The 20704-nt window shown below is 45.8% G+C and carries 17 protein-coding genes, 1 tRNA gene and 1 pseudogene; 18 read left to right on the top strand and 1 reads right to left on the bottom strand.

The window, feature by feature from the left end; translation table 11 throughout:
• Nucleotides 1-571 precede the first annotated feature (571 nt).
• The 6 genes from AC0VYQ_RS08895 to AC0VYQ_RS08870 all read left to right on the top strand — a co-directional run bounded on the left by AC0VYQ_RS08895 (nucleotide 572) and on the right by AC0VYQ_RS08870 (nucleotide 7136).
• Nucleotides 572-865, top strand: a complete 294-nt coding sequence (locus AC0VYQ_RS08895) for a PTS sugar transporter subunit IIB (protein ID WP_214891938.1) — start codon at nucleotides 572-574, stop codon at nucleotides 863-865.
• The gene (locus AC0VYQ_RS08890) at nucleotides 858-2876 is read left to right on the top strand and encodes a BglG family transcription antiterminator (protein WP_475403440.1); all 2019 of its coding nucleotides are present in this window, start codon (nucleotides 858-860) and stop codon (nucleotides 2874-2876) included. The genes AC0VYQ_RS08895 and AC0VYQ_RS08890 overlap by 8 nt, the downstream gene beginning before the upstream one ends.
• Before the next feature lie 211 nt (nucleotides 2877-3087).
• Nucleotides 3088-4521 (top strand): PTS mannitol transporter subunit IIBC, encoded by a 1434-nt coding sequence (locus AC0VYQ_RS08885; RefSeq protein WP_214891934.1) that lies wholly within the window; start codon nucleotides 3088-3090, stop codon nucleotides 4519-4521.
• 20 nt (nucleotides 4522-4541) lie between these two features.
• On the top strand, nucleotides 4542-4979 hold the full coding sequence (locus AC0VYQ_RS08880; RefSeq protein ID WP_214891931.1) for a PTS mannitol transporter subunit IIA: 438 nt from the start codon (nucleotides 4542-4544) through the stop codon (nucleotides 4977-4979).
• A gap of 2 nt (nucleotides 4980-4981) precedes the next feature.
• Nucleotides 4982-6127, top strand: a complete 1146-nt coding sequence (locus AC0VYQ_RS08875) for a mannitol-1-phosphate 5-dehydrogenase (protein WP_214891929.1) — start codon at nucleotides 4982-4984, stop codon at nucleotides 6125-6127.
• A 211-nt stretch (nucleotides 6128-6338) separates the two neighbouring features.
• A complete protein-coding gene (locus tag AC0VYQ_RS08870; protein WP_029330473.1) occupies nucleotides 6339-7136 on the top strand; it encodes a hypothetical protein in 798 nt (265 codons plus the stop codon).
• A gap of 427 nt (nucleotides 7137-7563) precedes the next feature.
• Here AC0VYQ_RS08870 and AC0VYQ_RS08865 read toward each other — a convergent pair.
• A pseudogene (locus AC0VYQ_RS08865) lies at nucleotides 7564-8897 on the bottom strand (IS1182 family transposase).
• Nucleotides 8898-9317: 420 nt separating this feature from the next.
• On the opposite strand from AC0VYQ_RS08865, the gene AC0VYQ_RS08860 reads away from it, so the two are divergent.
• The 12 genes from AC0VYQ_RS08860 (at nucleotide 9318) to AC0VYQ_RS08805 (ending at nucleotide 20691) form a co-directional block, all read left to right on the top strand.
• On the top strand, nucleotides 9318-9842 hold the full coding sequence (locus tag AC0VYQ_RS08860; protein ID WP_029330472.1) for a TraR/DksA C4-type zinc finger protein: 525 nt from the start codon (nucleotides 9318-9320) through the stop codon (nucleotides 9840-9842).
• 204 nt (nucleotides 9843-10046) lie between these two features.
• The gene (gene adh / locus AC0VYQ_RS08855; protein WP_475403439.1) at nucleotides 10047-11567 is read left to right on the top strand and encodes an aldehyde dehydrogenase; all 1521 of its coding nucleotides are present in this window, start codon (nucleotides 10047-10049) and stop codon (nucleotides 11565-11567) included.
• 21 nt (nucleotides 11568-11588) lie between these two features.
• Nucleotides 11589-11954, top strand: a complete 366-nt coding sequence (locus AC0VYQ_RS08850; protein ID WP_029330465.1) for a DUF779 domain-containing protein — start codon at nucleotides 11589-11591, stop codon at nucleotides 11952-11954.
• Nucleotides 11955-12118: 164 nt separating this feature from the next.
• Complete coding sequence (locus AC0VYQ_RS08845) at nucleotides 12119-12475, top strand: thioredoxin family protein (protein WP_088837254.1); 357 nt, start codon at nucleotides 12119-12121, stop codon at nucleotides 12473-12475.
• 23 nt (nucleotides 12476-12498) lie between these two features.
• Nucleotides 12499-13515: a S66 family peptidase gene (locus AC0VYQ_RS08840; protein ID WP_475403438.1), complete on the top strand. Its 1017-nt coding sequence runs from the start codon at nucleotides 12499-12501 to the stop codon at nucleotides 13513-13515.
• 11 nt (nucleotides 13516-13526) lie between these two features.
• Nucleotides 13527-13868, top strand: a complete 342-nt coding sequence (locus AC0VYQ_RS08835; protein ID WP_214845102.1) for a hypothetical protein — start codon at nucleotides 13527-13529, stop codon at nucleotides 13866-13868.
• 20 nt (nucleotides 13869-13888) lie between these two features.
• Nucleotides 13889-14818: an alpha/beta hydrolase gene (locus AC0VYQ_RS08830; RefSeq protein WP_215115373.1), complete on the top strand. Its 930-nt coding sequence runs from the start codon at nucleotides 13889-13891 to the stop codon at nucleotides 14816-14818.
• A gap of 78 nt (nucleotides 14819-14896) precedes the next feature.
• Nucleotides 14897-14980 (top strand) — tRNA-Leu (locus AC0VYQ_RS08825).
• A gap of 324 nt (nucleotides 14981-15304) precedes the next feature.
• Nucleotides 15305-16072 (top strand): transporter substrate-binding domain-containing protein, encoded by a 768-nt coding sequence (locus AC0VYQ_RS08820; protein WP_029330452.1) that lies wholly within the window; start codon nucleotides 15305-15307, stop codon nucleotides 16070-16072.
• Between the two features lie 39 nt (nucleotides 16073-16111).
• Complete coding sequence (locus tag AC0VYQ_RS08815) at nucleotides 16112-16756, top strand: amino acid ABC transporter permease (protein WP_088837249.1); 645 nt, start codon at nucleotides 16112-16114, stop codon at nucleotides 16754-16756.
• Nucleotides 16753-17481 carry an amino acid ABC transporter ATP-binding protein gene (locus tag AC0VYQ_RS08810; protein ID WP_475403437.1) on the top strand — a complete coding sequence of 243 codons (729 nt, stop codon included), beginning with the start codon at nucleotides 16753-16755 and terminating at the stop codon, nucleotides 17479-17481. Before AC0VYQ_RS08815 ends, AC0VYQ_RS08810 begins: the two co-directional genes overlap by 4 nt.
• A 348-nt stretch (nucleotides 17482-17829) precedes the next feature.
• Nucleotides 17830-20691 (top strand): 2-oxoglutarate dehydrogenase E1 component, encoded by a 2862-nt coding sequence (locus AC0VYQ_RS08805; RefSeq protein ID WP_475403436.1) that lies wholly within the window; start codon nucleotides 17830-17832, stop codon nucleotides 20689-20691.
• Nucleotides 20692-20704 lie beyond the last annotated feature (13 nt).

Genomic DNA, 20704 nt, shown 5'->3' with positions numbered 1-20704 from the left:
CTAAAAGTCAAACAGGGAAACATTTAAGTTTTCCTGTTTGACTTCAGGCTGTAGATAACGTGCTATCGGGAGATCAAGCGTCTTTTTTCGTTGCTTTCCTCGGTAGAGGCGCAAGCCGTTGCTCCTTGACCTCACGGACAACGAGCAGGGTCTTGCCCGCCTCTGAAAGTGCGTTAAAAACGCACTTTTTCCCGTAGGAGTCAACGAAATGTGACGCGTTTTATAGGAATACCGTGACGGTAAGCCGGGCATGCAGACGATTTAGAGTGCAATCCGTCTCGAATAGCTTAGAACCGCGAAAAGCAATCGGTCGCGACCCGACAGCTCTGCTGTAGCGGCGTGGCTGATTGCCGCTCGATATCGCATGTTCACTCTTCATAAGAGTTTGTCTACACGCTGAAGTCACACAGGGAAACATTCAAGTTTCCCTGTTTGACTTTTTTTGTTGATAATTTTTTTTCTGTCCATCACTTGGGACAATTATCAAAAAAGAACTGTCGAAAAAGTCTTGCGAAGTTAACACACACAAGAGGACATCGGCTAGGATAAAAGAAAAGGGGTGGGTAATGACGTGAAACGTTTTGAAATCGGATTTGTCTGTGATTCTGGGTTAGTAGGAAGCGTCCTAGGAGCGAACGTGCTACGAAAGCGTCTGCGACAGGAGCAGTTGCAAGTCGATGTCCGGAGTTATCGTCTGAAGGATGTACCTACTGAAATACGTCTGATTGTCGGACCTGAGAAGATCGTCCGCCAAGTGACATGGGTGACGGATTGTCGCGTATGCATCGTCAATCATCTATTGTCTGAAGCGGCTTACGATGAAGTGATCACTGTATTAAGAAAAGAGTTGATTGAGGGTGATTGAGTTTTCCACACGAGAACGTGAAGTCTTATTTTATTTGTTGACAAAAACAGAGCCTGTTCAAGTCCAAGAAATCGCAGAAACGCTTGGAACGTCCGAACGGACCATTCAGCGCGAACGAGAACCGATTGCTCAAACAATTGCTTCTTTTCAGTTAGGACTGGATTATATTCGAGGAAGAGGATTAGTGATTGTTGGAGATGAGAGTGACAAACGGAAGCTCCGAGAAGCCTTGTTATTATCACATAAGTCACTACCTTCGACGGATGACCGGCAAGTTGAGCTCACTTATCGTCTCTTACAAGAACCGGGCATGATTAAATTACAGGCACTCGCACATGCGATGTACATCGCACCGAGTACGATCAGTCAAGATTTAGAGCGGATTGATGAATGGTTTCAACAATATGATTTAGAGTTGAAACGGAAGAAGGGAATCGGAGCCGAAGTCATCGGCGAAGAAATCAATAAGCGTCGTTTATTGCTTTCGCTTATTTTCACGCAATGGGATGTATTGTCCTTTTACCGGTTGCTTCAAGGGGATCTTAATCAATTACCCGATCTTTTGCATCCGGTGCGTAATCAGTGGGTCGAAGCAATCAATCAATCCTATGCAGTAATCGCTCCCGTAATAAAGCAACAGGAACTGAGCGACCGGTCAATTATGCGAGCCACACTTAGTTTAGCGCTCCAAGCGATGCGGATGGAAATGTTTCCGATGCGCTATGAATTGAAAACGTACCCGGTCGAAGTGCTTCAACGGGTCGATGTCATCGGACGACGTCTACCCTATGTGTTGACAGTTGCGGAGCGTCAATGGATTTCAGAAGAACTACGCAATTTTCAACAAGATCAACTAGACAGTTCCGAAGAATTGGTCATTCGATTGCGCGTCAAGCGATTGATTGAGGAAGTCTCTCTTTTATATGGAGAGCAGTTTACAGAAGACAGTGCCCTTGAGCGGGGACTTGTTTCCCATATCATGTCCTATACGCGACAAAACGTCGTCAATCCGTCTTATGTCATCAAGCAGATTGAAAGGGAGTATTCACGGTTGTTCTATTCGGTTAAACAAGTGGCGCAAACCGTCTTTTCGGATCAAGCGTTTGCCGATCATGATTTAGCATTTTGGGTGATGCATTTTGGGGCGGTTTTGAGTAGACCTGTCGTAAAAGTTCCGTATCGCGTTCTGGTCGTTTGTTCAGCAGGACTTGGCTCTTCCAAATTATTAATGAACCGGTTGCGACAAGAGTTTTTAGAACTTGATCAAATCGAAAATTCTTCCTTGTTCGGGATTGATCGTTTGAATTTAACTGATTACGACTTTGTATTATCGACGGTTCCGTTGCCGGATATCAGTCAACCACATTTGCTCGTCAACCCCTTACTTCCGCAAGATGAAGTCGATCGCGTCAGAAAACTGCTTGTCTCGCTTCCGAAATCATTTAAACCACCTGTCCGGAAAGCGGTACAGGGGTGGTTAGATTTAAAACGATTAGAACAACTCGTGAAAACGGCACGTGAATTGACGGCACTTTTTTCAATTGAGTCGATTGCTTCGCAGTCAGAAGGGCTAGAAGAGCTGCTTCTTGAAGTAAGTAATGTGATGGTTACGAAAGATATCGCGCATTCAGCGGTCCAGCTGTCGACACAATTGTTGCGGCGGCATGAAATGTCAGGCCTTGGAATTCCGGGGACACGGCTCGCGTTATTCCATGGACGTGACAGTTCAATCAAACAGGGCGCCTTTTTAATGTTTGAGCTGAATCAAGCTATCGATTTGCTCGGAATGGATCAAGTCATCCATCCGGTTGAGCGGATTTTAGTACTTGTCGCGCCCGAACAAGCACCGGATGAACTTCTTCAATTGCTGAGTTCAATCAGTGGTGCAATCATTGAAAGTGAAGAACGGACGACTGAGTTTGAATATGGCGATGAACAACAACTGGATGGTGTCCTCAATGAAACGTTCCGCAAAGTCATTGAACGGGAGTTGAACGTTACGGAAGTTTGATGTGATGAATGAATCGAATAGACAATGAAAAATGGAATTCGTCATGAGACGAATTCCATTTTTCATTGTCTGCCGTACTATCTTTTTTACTTGTCCAACTACCTTGCCAAAACGCGAACTAGGTAAGATTGAGTAAGCGTTTGCAATCAATATACAATAAACATGTAGCAAAGAACGGCTAATTGAATTTATTGAAATGGAGGCTATAGAGATGGCAACTGCAACTAAAGGAATCCGTGGATTACGGGTACAAGTACAACGATTCGGGAGTTTTTTAAGTGGGATGGTCATGCCGAATATCGGTGCATTCATCGCTTGGGGAATCATTACAGCACTATTCATTCCAACCGGTTGGGCTCCAAATGCAAGTTTAGCGGAGTTAGTAGGTCCGACAATCACGTATCTCTTACCGCTCTTAATTGGTTTTACTGGTGGTAAATTGATGCATGACGTTCGAGGGGGTGTCGTCGGGGCGCTCGCGACGATGGGTGTCATCGTCGGGACGGAAATTCCGATGTTCCTTGGAGCAATGATCATGGGGCCTCTCGGTGGATTCGTCATCAAGAAATTTGATCATTTCATCGAAGGAAAAGTGAAACCAGGTTTAGAAATGCTCGTTAACAACTTCTCTGTCGGCATCATCGGTGGTTTGTTGATGATTGGAGGATTTGAAATTTTCGGTCCGATCATGACTGGGTTGGATGATGTTATGGCGGCAGCAGTTGGTGCAATCGTCAGCGCACAATTATTACCACTTGCGAGTCTCTTCATCGAACCCGCAAAAATCTTATTCTTAAATAACGCCATCAACCACGGAATTTTAAGTCCGCTTGGTCTCGATCAAGTCAGTGAAGCAGGAAAATCCGTTTTGTTCTTACTTGAAGCGAACCCGGGCCCAGGGCTTGGATTGTTACTCGCATACTCAGTCTTTGGTTCAGGAGCAGCGAAAAAAACTGCGCCAGGTGCTGCATTCATCCAGTTCATCGGTGGGATTCATGAAATTTACTTCCCGTACGTATTAATGAAGCCAGTTCTTCTTCTCGGTATGATCGCGGGTGGAATGAGTGGGATCTTGACATTCGTCATATTTGATGTCGGTCTTGTCGCTCCGGCTTCACCAGGTAGTATCATCGCTGTTCTTGCGATGGCAGCACGTGGGTCATATGTCGGCTTGATTGCGGGTGTTCTCATCTCTGCAACGGTCACGTTCGTAATTTCTGCTGTCCTACTCAAAACAAGCAAAGCGAAGGAAACGTCACTTGAAGAAGCAACGGCGAATGTCGGTGCAATGAAAGGTAAGAGTTCAATCACGTCATCACTTGTCGCAGCAGATTCTAAAAAAACACTCGCTGAAGTCGAACACATCATCTTTGCGTGTGATGCTGGTATGGGGTCAAGTGCGATGGGAGCTTCCGTTCTCCGGAATAAGATCAACAAGGCTGGCTTGCCGATTAAGGTGACGAACACGTCAATCAGTAACCTGCCAGCAGACGCAGAGTTCGTCATTACGCACCAAGATTTGACGGAACGTGCAGTCGAACAAGTTCCGGATGCAGAACATCGCTCGGTCGAAAACTTCTTGAATGCTGCCTATTACGATCAGCTCGTTCAAGAAATTGAAAAGGCACGTAATAAAATTTCTTAAAAATTAGAGGGGGATTTACAATGGCGACAGCAATGAAACTCACAGAAGATATGATTTTACTCGATCAGCGATTCGATTCAGAAGAAGCGGCAATTCGTGCGGCGGGGAAACTCCTCGTCGATCACGGTTTTGTCCGCCCGGCCTATGTGGACTCGATGTTAGCACGAAACGAAATGTCGAGTGTATATATCGGAAATCATGTGGCGATTCCACACGGTACGGAAGAAGCAAAAAGTGAAGTCGAAAAATCAGGATTATCGATTCTTCAAGTCCCGGGCGGTGTAACGTTCGGTACTGAACCAGCAAAATTAATCATTGGGATTGCTGGTGTCGGTGATGAGCATTTGGAGATTTTGTCAAATATCGCAGTAATTTGCTCAGATGAAGACAATGTCGAGCAGTTGATTCAAGCGAAAACGAAGCAAGAAATCATCGAACTGTTATCGATGGAGGTGTAAAAATGAAAGCCGTTCATTTTGGAGCAGGTAATATTGGACGTGGCTTCATCGGATTACAACTTGTGAAGTCAAACTACGAAGTTTGTTTTGTTGACGTCAACACGACCGTGGTAGACGAGTTAAAGTCTCGAGGCACATATGAAGTCGGCTATGCAGCTGAAGGAATGGCAAATGAGACCGTGACTGGTGTTACGGCACTCAATAGTATGACGGAAGCAAACGATGTCATCGCAGCAATTGCAGATGCAGAGATTGTCACGACGGCTGTCGGACCAGCACTGCTTTCGAAAATTGCACCCCTGATTGCTAAAGGGTTAAAAAAACGAACAAAAAATCACCCCATTTATGTCGTCGCTTGTGAAAACATGATTGGTGGATCGACACACTTACAAACAGAAGTGGCGCGTCATACGACGTTAACTGAAGCTACAAGTTATTTTCCGAATGCAGCGGTCGACCGTATCGTACCGCTTCAGCGTCATGAAGATCCGTTGTATGTTGAAGTCGAACCATTTTTTGAATGGGTGATTGAAACGAAACGATTGCCGGCAGATTATCCAGTTTTAGAAGGCGTAACATATGTCGAGGAAATTACACCATTCATCGAACGAAAGCTGTTCACTGTCAACACAGGTCATGCACTCACATCGTATCTAGGTGCATTATTCGAAAATGAAACGATTGCCCAAAGCCTGCAAGATCATCGTGTCCGACGTGGGGTCCAGGCGGCTCTTTACGAAACAGGATGGTTGTTACTAGAAAAATACGGGTTTGACGCGAAAGAGCATAGTGCTTATATCCAAAAGAATATTCAACGGTTCGAAAATCCGCGGATTCATGACGAAATCGTTCGTGTTGCCCGTTCGCCAATCCGTAAACTCAGTCCGAATGATCGCCTTGTCAAACCAGCGCGCGAATTGATGGAGCGTGGCATCGAAGCGAACGGACTAGCACTCGGAATCGCAGCGGCCTTAACGTATTTTGACCCGAATGATTCGGAATCTGTTGAATTGAAAACATTTATCGAAACAAAGGGGATCGAAGAGACTTTAGTGACGTATCTTGGCCTTCAGCCGAATGAGCGTCTCGGTCAATTAATCATCAGCCAATATAATCAAATCAATGATTCAATCAATTCGCTTGCTTAAGTAGTTAGGGAAGGGTAAAGAAATCTGGCGTGCATCACTGAGGATGCACGCCAGATTTCTTTTTAACGATGTCTATTCTTAACATAAATGAACTAGAATTTGTATACGAGATTTGGAATATTCGAAAACGAATATTATTTCCATCAAATAGATTGTACGCTATAGAAACGGAACCTGTCTGTTTCGATTTTTACTATAAGAAGGTGGAAACATGCTGAATTATAAAGTGAACGTCTATATGATCAATGGTTCTCGACCAAAGAATGGGAAATCGGGTAGTTTCAAAAACTTGATTTATACGAGTCAGTTTCTTTCCTACACACCTGTCGACTTATTGCATCAATTGATTTTAAATAGATTGATGATTGAACAAGATAAAAATACAGGATTGATGTATACACTTGAAGTCAATACCGTGATTGATCAATATGTCGTCGATGTCCGTGTTTATGCAGAAAAGACGGTTGATCCGCAAATCGAGCGTGATTTGATTGAAATCATTGAACGTGAAGAAGTCAGACACATCCCATCCCTTGAAATCGGAAAACCAGACTTTGCGGAATTCGCGCATCTCGTTCTTCATGTTAAAGAGTCAAGTTTACGGTTTACCCAAGACCGTGTACAAAGCATCTTCGACGAGTCTGGCGTTCGTGGAAGAATCATTCTTCAAAAGGAACGGATCGATAGCCATGAACCTTCGCATTCAATCCAATTGTTGATCGGTGGTTCGGAAAAAAGTTTATATAGTTTATCGCAGTACCAACTCGATCCGTTGTTCCGGAAATATGGTCTCGTGATTCAATCATTGAATTTATTGCCATTTGACTTATTTTCGATTCGGGAAAAAGTAGCGATGTTATCTTCAGCAGACGAATCACGACTATGGATTGATGATATCACGACTTCTAAGAATGGCAGAAGCCATCAAATTTGTTTTCATGATGGGCAGGAATGCATGACCGTCATCTGTGATTATCGTGGGTCGATTCGTTCGTACAAATGTTCTTGAACTACCTCCACCTACGCTACTCTAAGAGGTGGAAGATTCCTGAGTTATCCGACCTATCGGTCGAAACTTTATCAGGCTAACCCCGTCGTCCCGAAGGTTGAGAGTTAATCTTGTCAGTTTCTTTTACGCGGATGCCTACTTTGCTTGGTTTTCGCTACTTCGGTCATTCGCAAGGTGAACGTTGAAGATTTTACGTGACAGACGAACTCCCTGTCACAACCCTATATCTTCAGTTTTCAAAGAACATGACATTGATTTTATTCCTGATTTTGAGTGTTTTTAAACCAAGAATGTCGTGCAGTTGACGTGTCTCAAGACACGTCGCATACATAAGACAAACCCTCATATCCACTTGGAAATGAGGGTTTGTCTTATGTATGCGTAAAAAATATGACACTCCATTAGGATTCCGACTGGAATCACATGACTAATTGGCCAATTTTTTGAGGTTCAGGGCAGCAAAAGTGAGCATGGTATGCATCGTTACTTTTTTAACCCGCGGTAGCGAGTCCAACGCATGCCATGCTTTTCTTTCGCGTCCGCAAAGACACGTTCGATTGTCTCTTTTCGTCGGGCATACAGCTGCCTATTAACCGGTGTGTGGCGAAGGCGCTCGACTTCGTCGATTGCATCTTGCCAGACATGCCGATGAATCACTTTCTGCATCGTCTGACTTTTCGTACACCGTTCTAGAAATGGACAAGTTTCACAGATTTTTGGATCTGATACGTACTCCCGTCTCCCTTCCCGTGTAGTTGTTCGATAGACAAGCTGCTGATTATTTTCACAGAGATAGCAGTCGTAATACGCATCATTATAAAAGGCATTCGTTTTGAACATACCTTTCACCCCTTTGGGGCGAGTGTAGGGGAAGACTGGCAAAATACACTGTCTGAGAAGTAAATGTACGATGGGGGCGGTTTTATAGGCGGAGTCTGCGACGACTGCAAACGGGACGGTAAAACGGTGGATGATGAGCTCGAGCAAGGGATTTAAAATGATACTATCGTGAATATTACCTGGTGTGACAATTGTCCCGAGTACAAAGCCATTCCGATCACACGCTGTATGAAAGGAATAGGCGAACTGCTTTTCACGCTCCCCCTTCACGTAATATCCTGACTCAGAATCCGTGGTACTCTCCTTCGTCAAACGTCGATCATTCTCGTCCTTCTTCTTGGGGGTAAAACGCTTTTTTCCGTGCGCCTCACGATCATCATTGATTTCTTGTTCCAGTTCATCTTGATAAAAACGTGCTGCACGACGAACATGTTTCTTTTTATATTTCCGCTTATTCGCATTTGCTTTGACGTGTGTCGAATCGATAAACAGGACCACTGGGTCCACGAATCCAGCATCGACGCCTTGGGTCAGAATTTTGTAGAAGATATCTTCAAAAATCGTCGTGTCTTGGAAGCGTCGGACATAGTTTTTTCCGAAGGTTGAAAAATGAGGAACCTTTTCATCCAATCCAAGTCCTAGAAACCAACGATAGGCGACGTTCGTTTCGATTTCTTGGATCGTCTTCCGCATAGAAGGAATACCGAATAAATATTGAAGGAGAGCCATCTTGATTAAGAGAACAGGATCCACGCTAGGTCTTCCGTTATTTTCACAGTACAACTTTTCAACCAATGGATAGATGAATTGAAAGTCCATCACCTGATCGACCTTGCGGACCAAGTGGTCCGCAGGAACCAATTGTTCGAGTGTGACCGTGATGTTTTCAGAACGATGGGGTTGATTTCGTTTTCCTATCATGGGAAACCCTCCTTCGTGGTATATTTCTTTTACTTTATAATATGAAAGAAAGCTAAAAAAGCCTCGATTTCCGATCTAATCGCTTCCTAGTGGAAAGCAAACAGGAGCGACCCTGCAGCGAAGCGAAGCGGCGCGATGTTTGCCACAGGAAGACGATTAGGGAGGAAAGAGAGAGCAAAAAAAGATGGGAGATCACATTCAAGTGACCTTCCATCTAGTTTGTCTACACGCTGTGACGTGTCTCAAGACAAGTCTTGCCCGAAGGCGATTCATCTCCCACCTGCGCTGGGCTTCGCCCTGAGACGCTTAGAGGTGGGAGTATTCTCGCCTGATTTTGATAAACGGCAACTAAACGTTTAAGATACCTCTGATTCGGCTAAAACATAATTAGAGCAGAATAGAGAATTGGAGATGATGAACATGTTGTCAGCGAAACAAATCGAGGAATTCAAAGAACGTCTACTTAAGGAAAAAGATAAAACGGAATCGAACATCGAGAACCGTGAAACAGATTACGACGAAGGCGCACTTTCAAGTTATGATAATCATCCTGGAGATTCAGGTGACGAATTATTCTTACGGGAACGGGATCAAGCGATCACGGATTTAGAAACAGACATGTTATCTGACGTCGATCTTGCCCTAAAAGCAATCGAAGAAGGCACGTACGGAATCTGTAAGGTATGTGGAAAAGAAATCGAGCTAGAGCGTCTCGATATCATTCCTGAAACACTCTTATGCATTGATGATGCGAAAGAAGAAGCTGAAAAAAATAGCTTGAATGAGCAACAACGTCCGGTCGAAGAGGATGTACTCGATCCATCTGTTACAGCGACGGGAAAAGATATTGATGGAGATACGGATGGCTTTAGTAAAGTCAGTGACTTCGGAAACTCAGACTCGCCGTCAGATAATGAAGATGGCATCGACACGACGCGTTCATAAGAGGTTGATTAAGAGATGCAAGACAGGGGGCGATAATCGTTTCCTGTCTTGCATTTTTCACTCAAAAAAGTTAACGGAAAATTTTGACTTTTCATACTTATTTGTTAGTATGTACATGAGGGGTTTTTTACGGGGGACCAAAATGAAAGCGCATACAAAAAAACTTCTCGGGTTGACCATTTTATTTGAGGGAGGAAAACAGTCATGATTTACGAGATTCCAAACACACAAGGGTCAAAAGTACAGTACAGAGATCGTTATGAAAATTTCATCAACGGGAAATGGACGGCACCTGTCAATGGAGAATATTTTGATGACATCACACCGGTCACCGGGAAGGTATTATGCCAAGTCGCGCGTTCGACAAAAGAAGATATCGAATTAGCACTCGATGCCGCACACGCAGCCAAAGAGGCGTGGGGAAAAACATCGGTCACGGAACGGTCGAACATCTTAAATAAAATCGCCAATCGGATGGAAGAAAATTTAGAACTTTTAGCCTACGCCGAGACGCTAGAAAACGGGAAAGCCGTCCGCGAGACGTTAAACGCAGATTTACCACTGGCGATTGATCATTTCCGTTATTTCGCCGGTGTCATCCGGGCGCAAGAAGGATCTGTCGGGGAACTTGATAACGATACCGTCGCCTATCATTTTCATGAGCCGCTCGGCGTCGTCGGTCAAATCATTCCGTGGAACTTCCCGATTCTGATGGCAGTCTGGAAACTAGCACCGGCATTAGCTGCCGGAAACTGTGTCGTCTTAAAACCGGCAGAACAGACACCGGCAAGTATTTTAATCTTGACTGAAATGATTGAAGACTTGCTCCCGGCAGGCGTCTTGAATATCGTCAACGGGTTTGGCTTAGAGGCAGGGAAACCACTTGCGTCGAGCAAACGGATTGCGAAAATCGCCTTCACGGGTGAAACGACGACAGGTCGCTTAATCATGCAGTATGCGTCACAAAACATTATTCCCGTCACACTTGAATTAGGTGGAAAATCTCCGAACATCTTCTTTGAAGATATTATGGACGCCGATGACGCCTTTTTCGATAAAGCAATCGAAGGGTTACTAATGTTTGCCTTGAATCAAGGGGAAGTCTGTACCTGTCCATCGCGGGCGTTGATTCAGGAGTCGATTTATGAACCGTTCATGGAGCGGGTACTTGAACGCGTCAAAGCAATCAAACTCGGAAATCCACTTGACGGCGACGTCATGATGGGTGCACAAGCATCGAATGAACAAATGGAAAAAATTCTATCTTATCTAGAAATCGGTAAATCAGAAGGCGCAGAATGCCTGATTGGTGGAGAACGCAATCAGATGGACGGCGATCTTGCGGACGGTTTCTACATCCAGCCGACGATCTTTAAAGGGCACAACAAGATGCGGATTTTCCAAGAAGAAATTTTTGGACCGGTTCTGTCCGTCACGACGTTCAAAACGGATGACGAAGCGCTTGAGATTGCGAACGATACGTTATATGGTCTCGGTGCCGGTGTATGGACGCGCGACATGAACCGTGCCTATCGCTTCGGACGGGCGATTGAAGCAGGACGTGTCTGGACGAACTGTTACCATCAGTACCCTGCCCATGCGGCATTCGGCGGTTACAAGATGTCCGGGATTGGTCGAGAAAATCATAAAATGATGCTCAATCATTACCAGCGGACGAAAAACCTTCTTGTCAGCTATAGCCCGAACAAACTCGGTTTCTTCTAAGCGAAGAAAGGAAGTGTCCGTATGGTTGAACGTGTCCTTGCTACAGCGGCGACGCTCGAGTTGATTGACAAGTTACGAGCAAAGCATGGACCCCTCATCTTTCATCAATCCGGGGGGTGTTGTGATGGCAGTTCACCGATGTGCTTTGCGGAAGGGGATTTATTTCTCGCAGATCACGATTTATTGATTGGGACAATTGGCGGCTGTCCATTTTATATTCATGAAGATCAGTATACGTATTGGAAACACACGCAACTCCTCATCGATGTTGTCGATGGGCGCGGTGGCATGTTTTCGCTTGAAGGGGTCGAAGGGAAACGTTTTCTGACCCGATCCCGTGCCTTTACGGATGAAGAGTACGCTACACTTCAGACTGACACTAGATGATCCCCTTTAAAACATCTGAAATTGCTTCGCGTGAGAGATGTCACCGAAGCAGTTTTAGGTGTTTTTTCATTTGCTGTGTCACGGGAACGCTAGCACGAAATTTGGTTTCTCTATGCGAAGAGCGGTATAATAAGAGCAACATTTTTTAAAAGGAGGTCTTGTTGATGGTTGAGTTTACACGATTGACGTCCATTGATGCCGTGCAGTCCTGGTATTCGGTTCAGGGTGCTAGTTTTTTATACGTCTCAAGCCCGAATTGTTCCGTCTGTGAATCCTTGTTCCCACAAATCGAACCCATCATGTTGGAACACCCAGAAATTCGATCGGCGCGTGTCGATGTATCGGACGTTCCCGAAATTGCAGGAGCGTTATCCATTTTCACCGCCCCTGTCTTACTTTTGTTTTTAGACGGAAAAGAGATGCACCGCGAGGCACGAATCGTCCCAATCGAACGATTCCGTCGACGTGTGGAGCAGATTGGTGAATTTGTAAAATCAGAAATCATCGATTTAGAAAATTAATCGTTAATTGAAGGAGGAAGAAGATGAGGTATCCATTTTTCGGCTGGACAGGGCAAACGATTGGTATAACAGCATTATCTTCCGGCTTACCTGATGCGCTCCATCCTTTACTCGAAGAATCCAAGTTACGTTTAGAGGATCGTCAGATGGAGACGATGATTGGTGATACGGTTTGGACACAAAAGAAAGCACAGAGTACAACAGCATCGGTTCGGGCATCTGAATTGATGCAGATGTTCCAAAACCCAAATATCGATGCGATCCTGCCGCCGTTTGGTGGCGAACGTGCCCTGGATGTATTACCGCATCTAGACTTTTATGAGCTGCCGGTGAAATGGTTACTCGGATATTCAGATACGAGTACGGTCTTGTTCGCAATTACCGTAAAAACGGGGATTGCGACAGCACATGGTCCGAACGTGCTTGAGTTGAGAAGTGAAGAATGGGACGAGACGACAGCTGCTTGGCGTCGCGTGCTTGCAACACCGCGTGATGGTTCCGTGACCCAGTGGATGTCGACAAGGTTTCAAACAGCCTGGAATCACGACGTGCGCCCTGAGCGCTTTATGTTCCATTTCGATCAACCGACGGAATGGAAAACCCTGAATCCATCCATCACTCAGGTGACGGGTCGACTTCTCGGAGGATGCCTCGAAACCGTCCGTCATTTAATCGGTACGCCTTATGGCGATGTCCGTGCATTTCAAGAACAACAACTCGGGGGTGAACCGATTCTTTGGTACTTCGAAGCCTGTGAAGCCAGCGCGACTGATCTTCACCGTTCCTTGATGCAGATGCATCTTGCCGGCTGGTTTGATAACGCAACTGGTATTTTGTTTGGTCGAACAAGCGCAGGGCAGGCAATCGAAGATTATGCATTACTGGATGTCTACCAAATGATTGCAACAGAGACAGGACTGCCGATTTTTTATGATTTAGACATCGGTCATCAGCCGCCCCAATTGACACTCGTCAACGGTGCGACGGCAACAGTGACGCTTCAAGGAAAAGATTCACGGCTTGATATGACATTCAACTAAGGAGATTTCATATGGCGACACGACATTTTCAATCGCTTGGTGCATATAAGCGAATCTACATCAATCCGGAAACACGCCGGATGACGTTACCAGAACCTTTTTATGATGCACTCGGACTGACGGATGAAGTAATGATTGCGCAAGTCGGACAAGTCCTCGTCATGCGCAATCCAGACGAGATGGTCGAGATGGAGACCGAATTATTAGCGCAAATCGTTGAAGAAGGATTTGCGGGGCAAGAGCTCATTCGCGAATTCGCTTACCGGAAGGCGCAGCATGAACAACGGTTGCGCCAGCACATATTACAAGATGATCATCCAGAGTCGTCAGCTCAACTAGAAATCGAACTATAACAACAAGGAGTGAGGACCGGATGCGAACAGGTACAAAAATTGGTTTAGGCGTGATTGGTTCAGGGATGCTTGCAGCAAGCTATTACTTTTACGAAATGGCGATCGCAACGAATCCGAAACCCTTCTTGACGAACAACCGTGATTTAAGTGACGAGATGGTCCGATTGATGCAACCGGGTCAGACATGGATTAAGGAACAACCGTTAGAACTCGTCGCGACGCAAGCACATGATGGATTGACCCTTCGCGCACATTACTTACCGCCACTCGTTGCGTCCGATCGAGTCGTCATTCTCGTACATGGTTACGGTGGTGTCGGAACGGACTTAGCAGGATTCGCCTATCTGTATCATCAAGCGGGTTTTCATGTGTTGATGCCGGACAATCGTGGTCACGGAAAAAGTGACGGAAATTACATCGGTTTCGGTTGGCATGACCGGCAAGACTGTCTGCGCTGGATCGACTATTTAGTCGGACGTGTCGGAACGGATTCTTCCATCTTTTTACATGGTGTATCGATGGGGGGGGCGACGGTTTTGATGACGAGCGGAGAAACATTACCTGCTCAAGTCAAAGGCATCATCTCCGACTGTGCTTATACATCAGTCAACGCAGTCCTCGCCTATCAGATGAAACGGATGTATCGTTTGCCGCACTTTCCGTTCCTTGCGATGACGAGTTTATTGACGAAATTAAAGGCTGGTTACTTCTTCAGTGAAGCTTCCGCACTAAAACAAGTCAAAAAGGCGGCGGTACCGATCTTATTCATTCATGGGGATGCAGATACGTTCGTTCCGACATCGATGGTCTATGAACTGTATGATGCTTGCCAAACGAAGAAGGAACTCGTCGTCATTCCGAATGCGGCACATGCAATGGCTTATTTTGAAGCACCCGATCGATACGATGAAGTCGTCGAGGCATTTGTTCGGCGCGTATTGTCAGCATGACAAATGAAAGTGTATGAAGCGGAAGGAATGGATTGACAAAAATCAGTCCATTTCGTATTCTACAATCATATAAGTCATGTCGTCGTGGCGGAATCGGTAGACGCGCTAGACTCAGAATCTAGTGGTGGCAACACTGTGGAGGTTCAAGTCCTCTCGGCGGCATTTCCATAAGTTGAAGACCTGTTAGTAGGTCACAGACTATAGACAAACTAGATGGAAGGTCACTTGCATGTGATTTTCCATCTTTTTTTGTTCTCTCTTTCCTTCCTAAGCGTCTTCCTGTGGCAAACATCGCGCCGCTACAGCGAAGCTGCAGGGTCGCTACTGTTTGCTTTCCACTAGGAAGCGGTTAGATCGAAAATCGCGACTTTTTTAGTTTTCTTTCAGATAATTCAGTTTTTTTACTAAAACATGTTTCAAAGGGACCATTATTAAGGAAAATATCCTAATAGAGGGCCGTGCCTTCAAAAGAAGGGGGTAAAAAGGATGAATAAACGTTTTTCTATCTTATTTTTATTGATGGGATGTCTGTTCGTATTAAGTGCGTGTAGCATCGGTTCAAATGATGATTCATCGTCAGAGGACAAAACGTACAAAGTCGGGATCGACGTCACCTATCCACCATTCGAGTACAAGGACGGGGATACGTACAAAGGAATCGATATCGATTTGATTCAAGCGATTGCAGACGACCAAAACTTCAAGATTGAATTTGAAGCGATGGACTTTAGCGGAATCATTCCTGCTCTGCAGGCGGATCAACTCGACATCGCGATTGCCGGGATGAGTATCACACCGGAACGTGAAAAAGTCGTTACCTTCTCTGACCCATATTTTGAAGCCGGACTGATTCTTGTCGTCAAAGACAACAATGATGACATCAAGTCGGTTGATGATTTAAAAGGGGAACGCGTGGCAGTTAAAAAAGGGACGACGGGGGCAAAGTATGCAACGGATAACGCGGATAAGCTAGGCATTAAAGTTACACAATTCAATGATAGTCCAGCGATGTTCCAGGAAGTCAAAAATGGGAATGCAGCAGCCTTGATTGAAGACTATCCAGTCATCTCGTATGCCAACAAACAACAAAACCTTGGTCTGAAACTCGTGGGAGATCGTTTAAATGGAGATAATTACGGGATTGCCGTCCTTAAAGGGGAAAACGAAGACTTGATGAAAAAAATCAATACAGGTTTAGCGAATTTAAAAGACAGTGGCGAGTACGACAAAATCGTTGATCGTTATTTAAAATAATCACCCGATTGAGTGAATGATGAGGGAGTTGAGCTGCTGATGGAAGTAGCAAAAGCTGCATTTCCGTTTTTCTTAGATGGGTTACAAGTTACCTTATATATCTTTATCATCGCCGTCATCGCAGGATTCTTGATTGGTCTCATCGTTGCCTTGATGCGCTTGTCTCCATTAAAACTTTTAAATGGGATCGCGATCGTTTATATCGATGTGATCCGTGGGACACCGTTCATCGTTCAACTGTTCTTCATTTATTTTGGTTTGAACTCACTCGAATGGTTATCGATGGACCGGATGTACGCGGGGATTTTGACGGTCGCAATCAATGCGGGGGCCTATTTTGCAGAAATCATCCGGGCCGGCATCCAGTCGATTGACAAAGGTCAAACCGAAGCCGCACGATCGCTCGGGATGACGGGCCGTCAAACGATGGTCCAAATCATTTTACCGCAAGCTTTTCGGAGAATGTTGCCGACCATTACGAACCAATCGATCATTAGTTTAAAGGATACTTCGTTGCTCTCGATTATCGGCATCGCCGATTTGACGCAACAAGGACAAGTCCAGCAAGCGACGACGTTTGAACCGTTCATCGTCTGGTCCGTCGTCGGCTTAATGTATTTCGTCATCATCTATCTGCTGTCGATGTTAGCGAAATTCTTGGAACGGAGGTTTACGCTACGATGAGTATCATTCAAGTAGATAACTTAAAAAAGTCATTCGGAAAAAATGAAGTCCTAAAGGATATCTCCGTTGAAGTAGAAGAGAAAGAAGTAGTTTGCGTCATTGGTCCATCTGGTTCCGGGAAAAGTACGTTTCTTCGTTGTCTGAATCGTCTGGAAGACATTACAGGTGGGACAGTCATCATCGATAAGCACAATATTACGGACCCGAAAGTCGACATCAATAAAGTCCGAGAAGAAGTCGGGATGGTCTTTCAACACTTTAATCTCTTTCCGCATAAGACGGTTTTAGATAATGTCATGCTCGCACCGATTAAAGTCCGTAAAACGGAAAAGGGACAAGCGAAGGAACGTGCGCTTGCATTACTTGATAAGGTAGGGCTCCGTGAAAAAGCGGACAACTATCCTGGAGAACTCTCGGGAGGTCAGAAACAACGGGTCGCGATTGCCCGTTCACTCGCGATGAATCCGAAAATCATGTTGTTCGACGAACCGACATCGGCACTTGATCCGGAGATGGTCGGAGATGTCCTTGAAGTCATGAAACAATTGGCGATCGAAGGGATGACAATGATTGTCGTGACACATGAAATGGGCTTCGCCCGTGAGGTCGGAGATCGCGTACTCTTTATGGACGGCGGCTATATCGTCGAAGAGAATGTTCCGAGTGAACTGTTTGATTCTCCGCAACATGAACGGACCCAATCGTTTTTAAGTAAAGTGTTGTAAATGAGGACGCCGGTGCCTGAAAGATAGGCATGGGCGTTTCTTTTCGTGTGCAAAATTGACATTACCGTGAAAGAAATGTTTGTATCATAAATCACTGATGCTGACATCATAAGAAAAACTTATACATTTAGCACAGAGAAATTGGGAATTCGAAACGCACTGAGGCTTAAGAAGTAGTAAGATAATAACTAAGGCAAACACTTTGGTATAAACGCCTTCAATCGTGGTCATCCCTCTCAATTCATAGAGGACGTGCCACTGTTGATTTTTTATGCCACTATATTTGAAAGCGCTAACAGGTAGAGAGCTGGGAACGGGCTGTGTTGAGCAGCTCAAAGGGTGAAATGAATGAAACGGGGGGAACCGTACATGGCAAGCCGGGAACAGGAGCAACAAGCATTTTATGGACCGAACCTTGGGTACATCATCGAGATGTACGAACGATTTTTAGAAGATGCTTCTTCGATTGACGAAGAGACGCGTGCTTATTTTGAGACACACGGTGCTCCGGTCACAGAAACTGTCACACCAGTGCACGTAGAAACAGGGGATTTCGAAAAATATTTAGCCGCGCATCGTCTCGCAGAACGCATTCGGGCGAAGGGTCACCTTGCGGCAGATATTTATCCGTTGAAAGATCATCCGCGTGAGAACGAATTGCTTGAATTAGAGCAGTTCGGATTAACGGAGGCAGATTTACGGACGATGCCGGTCTCACTCGTTTGTCCAGATCCACCTGCAGGTCTTTCGGACGCATTCGAAGCAATCGAGCACTTAAAAGCGCAATATACGGGAGCGGCGGCAGTCGAACTCCAACACGTTGATGATTTAGACGAAAAGAAATGGTTACGTCAAAAAGTCGAACAAGGTGCATTGACGGCGAAACTGACGAATGACCAAAAGAAACAACTTTTCAAACGACTAGCTGAAACGGAGTTGTTCGAGAAGTTTCTTCATAAAACATATGTCGGACAAAAACGTTTTTCAATCGAAGGACTCGACGCGATGGTTCCATTGCTTGATACGATTATCGGTCACTTGATTGCGAACGGTTCAGAAACGATCAATATCGGGATGGCTCACCGTGGACGCTTGAACGTGCTCGCTCACGTGCTCGGGAAACCGTACGAAATGATTTTCGCAGAGTTCCAGCACGCGCCAAATCATGACCTTGTCCCGTCAGAAGGGTCAATCGGAATTACGTATGGTTGGACAGGCGATGTTAAGTATCACCTCGGGCTCAATCGCAAAATGGAACAACAATCGACGAACGTCCGCGTGACACTTGCGAACAACCCGTCACACCTCGAGTTCGTCGATCCTGTCGTCGAAGGGTTCACGCGGGCGGCGCAAGACGATCGCTCCGGCAAGGGGATGCCGACGCAAAGTCAAAATAAAGCAGCCGCGATTTTAATTCATGGTGATGCTGCCTTCCCTGGTCAAGGAATTGTCGCAGAGACCTTGAACATGACGAACTTGAAGGGGTACAACACGGGCGGTACGATTCATATCATCGCCAACAATACGATTGGCTTCACGACAGAGCCAACCGATTCACGGTCGACACGTTATTCGAGTGACTTAGCGAAAGGTTATGAGATTCCGATCTTCCACGTCAATGCGGATCAGCCGGAAAGCTGTTTAGCAGTCGCGCTCTTAGCAAGCGAATACCGTGCGAAGTTCAACAAGGATGTCTTGATTGATTTAATCGGATATCGCCGGTTTGGTCACAATGAGATGGATGAGCCGATGAATACGAACCCGGTCCTGTATGAGTTGATCCATAACCATGACACAGCGCGTGTCCTCTATGCAAAAGATCTTGTCGAACGCGGGGAAGTATCGCAAGAGGAAGTCAAAACGATCGAAGCTGAGATTAGTGATGTGATGAAAGCGGCGCGCGAAAAAGTACCAAACGTCGAAAAAGAATACGGGGGCATCATGCCGGATGTCGTATTCAAAGGGGTTCCGTCGATTGAGACGGGGGTCGAGAAGGATAAATTGATTCATTACAATGACCAGCTACTCGCATGGCCGAGTGGGTTCACGGTCTTCCATAAGCTTGAAAAAGTCTTAAAACGGCGAACGGATGCTTTAACGACGAACAAGGGAATTGACTGGGGACATGCCGAAACGCTTGCCTTTGCTTCAATCCTGTCAGATGGCACACCAATCCGTCTCAGCGGTCAAGATTCGGAGCGGGGAACGTTTGCACAACGTAACATTAACTTGAATGACGTGAAAACAGGGAAATCGTTCTCACCGATGCATGAGTTAGAATCAGCGCAAGCATCATTCGCCGTCTATAACAGTCCGTTATCGGAAGCTGGCGTACTCGGGTTTGAATATGGATATAACGTCTTTGCGCCAGAGACACTTGTCTTGTGGGAAGCGCAATACGGTGACTTTGCAAACTCAGGGCAAGTTATCTTTGATCAATTCATCGCCGCAAGTCGCGCGAAGTGGGGTCAAACATCAGGTCTTGTCATGCTCTTGCCACACGGGTACGAAGGGCAAGGTCCAGAACACTCAAGTGGTCGCTTGGAACGTTTCCTGACATTGTCCGGTGAAAAGAACTGGACCGTCGCAAACGTCACGAGCGCAGCGCAGTACTTCCACTTGTTGCGTCGCCAAGCCGCCATTCTCGGCAAAGACGAAGTCCGTCCGCTCGTCGTGATGACGCCGAAAAGTTTACTTCGTCATCCGCTTGCGACATCTGACTTGTCGGAATTGACGTCGGGTTCGTTCAAGCGAATCGTCGAACAAGAGGGGTTAGGTCAATCACCGGAACGCGTCGAACGTCTTGTGTTCGCAACGGGTAAAGTTGCGATTGATTTAGCGGATGCACTCGCGAAGTCGGACGAGTCATATGACTGGCTGCATATCGTCCGCGTCGAGGAAATCTATCCGTTCCCGGCGAAACAGTTGAAAGAGTTAGTCGCGCGTTATCCGAATGTGACAGAAGTCGTTTGGGTCCAAGAAGAACCGAAGAACATGGGCGCGTGGTCTTATATCGAACCACGCCTTGAGTCCGTCGCACCTAACGGAATCACACAAGTCCGTTACATCGGTCGTAGACGCCGGTCGAGTACAGCTGAAGGAGATCCGACCGGTCACAAAGTCGAACAAGCGCGTATCATTCATGATGCGTTGACTCGGACAGCAGCACGGACGGAGAACGAACAAGAAGCGTCGAATACGAACGCGTAACGAAAGCGATTTA

This window comes from Exiguobacterium sp. QJM3NY_9 (genome assembly GCF_056173545.1).
This window is presented reverse-complemented; position numbering and strand designations above follow the sequence as displayed.

Coding starts and splice junctions, on each gene's coding strand:
- AC0VYQ_RS08885 (WP_214891934.1), top strand. CDS start 3,088: ATGGCAACTGCAACTAAAGGAATCCGTGGATTACGGGTACAAGTACAA.
- AC0VYQ_RS08880 (WP_214891931.1), top strand. CDS start 4,542: ATGGCGACAGCAATGAAACTCACAGAAGATATGATTTTACTCGATCAG.
- AC0VYQ_RS08875 (WP_214891929.1), top strand. CDS start 4,982: ATGAAAGCCGTTCATTTTGGAGCAGGTAATATTGGACGTGGCTTCATC.
- AC0VYQ_RS08870 (WP_029330473.1), top strand. CDS start 6,339: ATGCTGAATTATAAAGTGAACGTCTATATGATCAATGGTTCTCGACCA.
- AC0VYQ_RS08860 (WP_029330472.1), top strand. CDS start 9,318: ATGTTGTCAGCGAAACAAATCGAGGAATTCAAAGAACGTCTACTTAAG.
- adh (WP_475403439.1), top strand. CDS start 10,047: ATGATTTACGAGATTCCAAACACACAAGGGTCAAAAGTACAGTACAGA.
- AC0VYQ_RS08850 (WP_029330465.1), top strand. CDS start 11,589: ATGGTTGAACGTGTCCTTGCTACAGCGGCGACGCTCGAGTTGATTGAC.
- AC0VYQ_RS08845 (WP_088837254.1), top strand. CDS start 12,119: ATGGTTGAGTTTACACGATTGACGTCCATTGATGCCGTGCAGTCCTGG.
- AC0VYQ_RS08840 (WP_475403438.1), top strand. CDS start 12,499: ATGAGGTATCCATTTTTCGGCTGGACAGGGCAAACGATTGGTATAACA.
- AC0VYQ_RS08835 (WP_214845102.1), top strand. CDS start 13,527: ATGGCGACACGACATTTTCAATCGCTTGGTGCATATAAGCGAATCTAC.
- AC0VYQ_RS08830 (WP_215115373.1), top strand. CDS start 13,889: ATGCGAACAGGTACAAAAATTGGTTTAGGCGTGATTGGTTCAGGGATG.
- AC0VYQ_RS08820 (WP_029330452.1), top strand. CDS start 15,305: ATGAATAAACGTTTTTCTATCTTATTTTTATTGATGGGATGTCTGTTC.
- AC0VYQ_RS08815 (WP_088837249.1), top strand. CDS start 16,112: ATGGAAGTAGCAAAAGCTGCATTTCCGTTTTTCTTAGATGGGTTACAA.
- AC0VYQ_RS08810 (WP_475403437.1), top strand. CDS start 16,753: ATGAGTATCATTCAAGTAGATAACTTAAAAAAGTCATTCGGAAAAAAT.
- AC0VYQ_RS08805 (WP_475403436.1), top strand. CDS start 17,830: ATGAAACGGGGGGAACCGTACATGGCAAGCCGGGAACAGGAGCAACAA.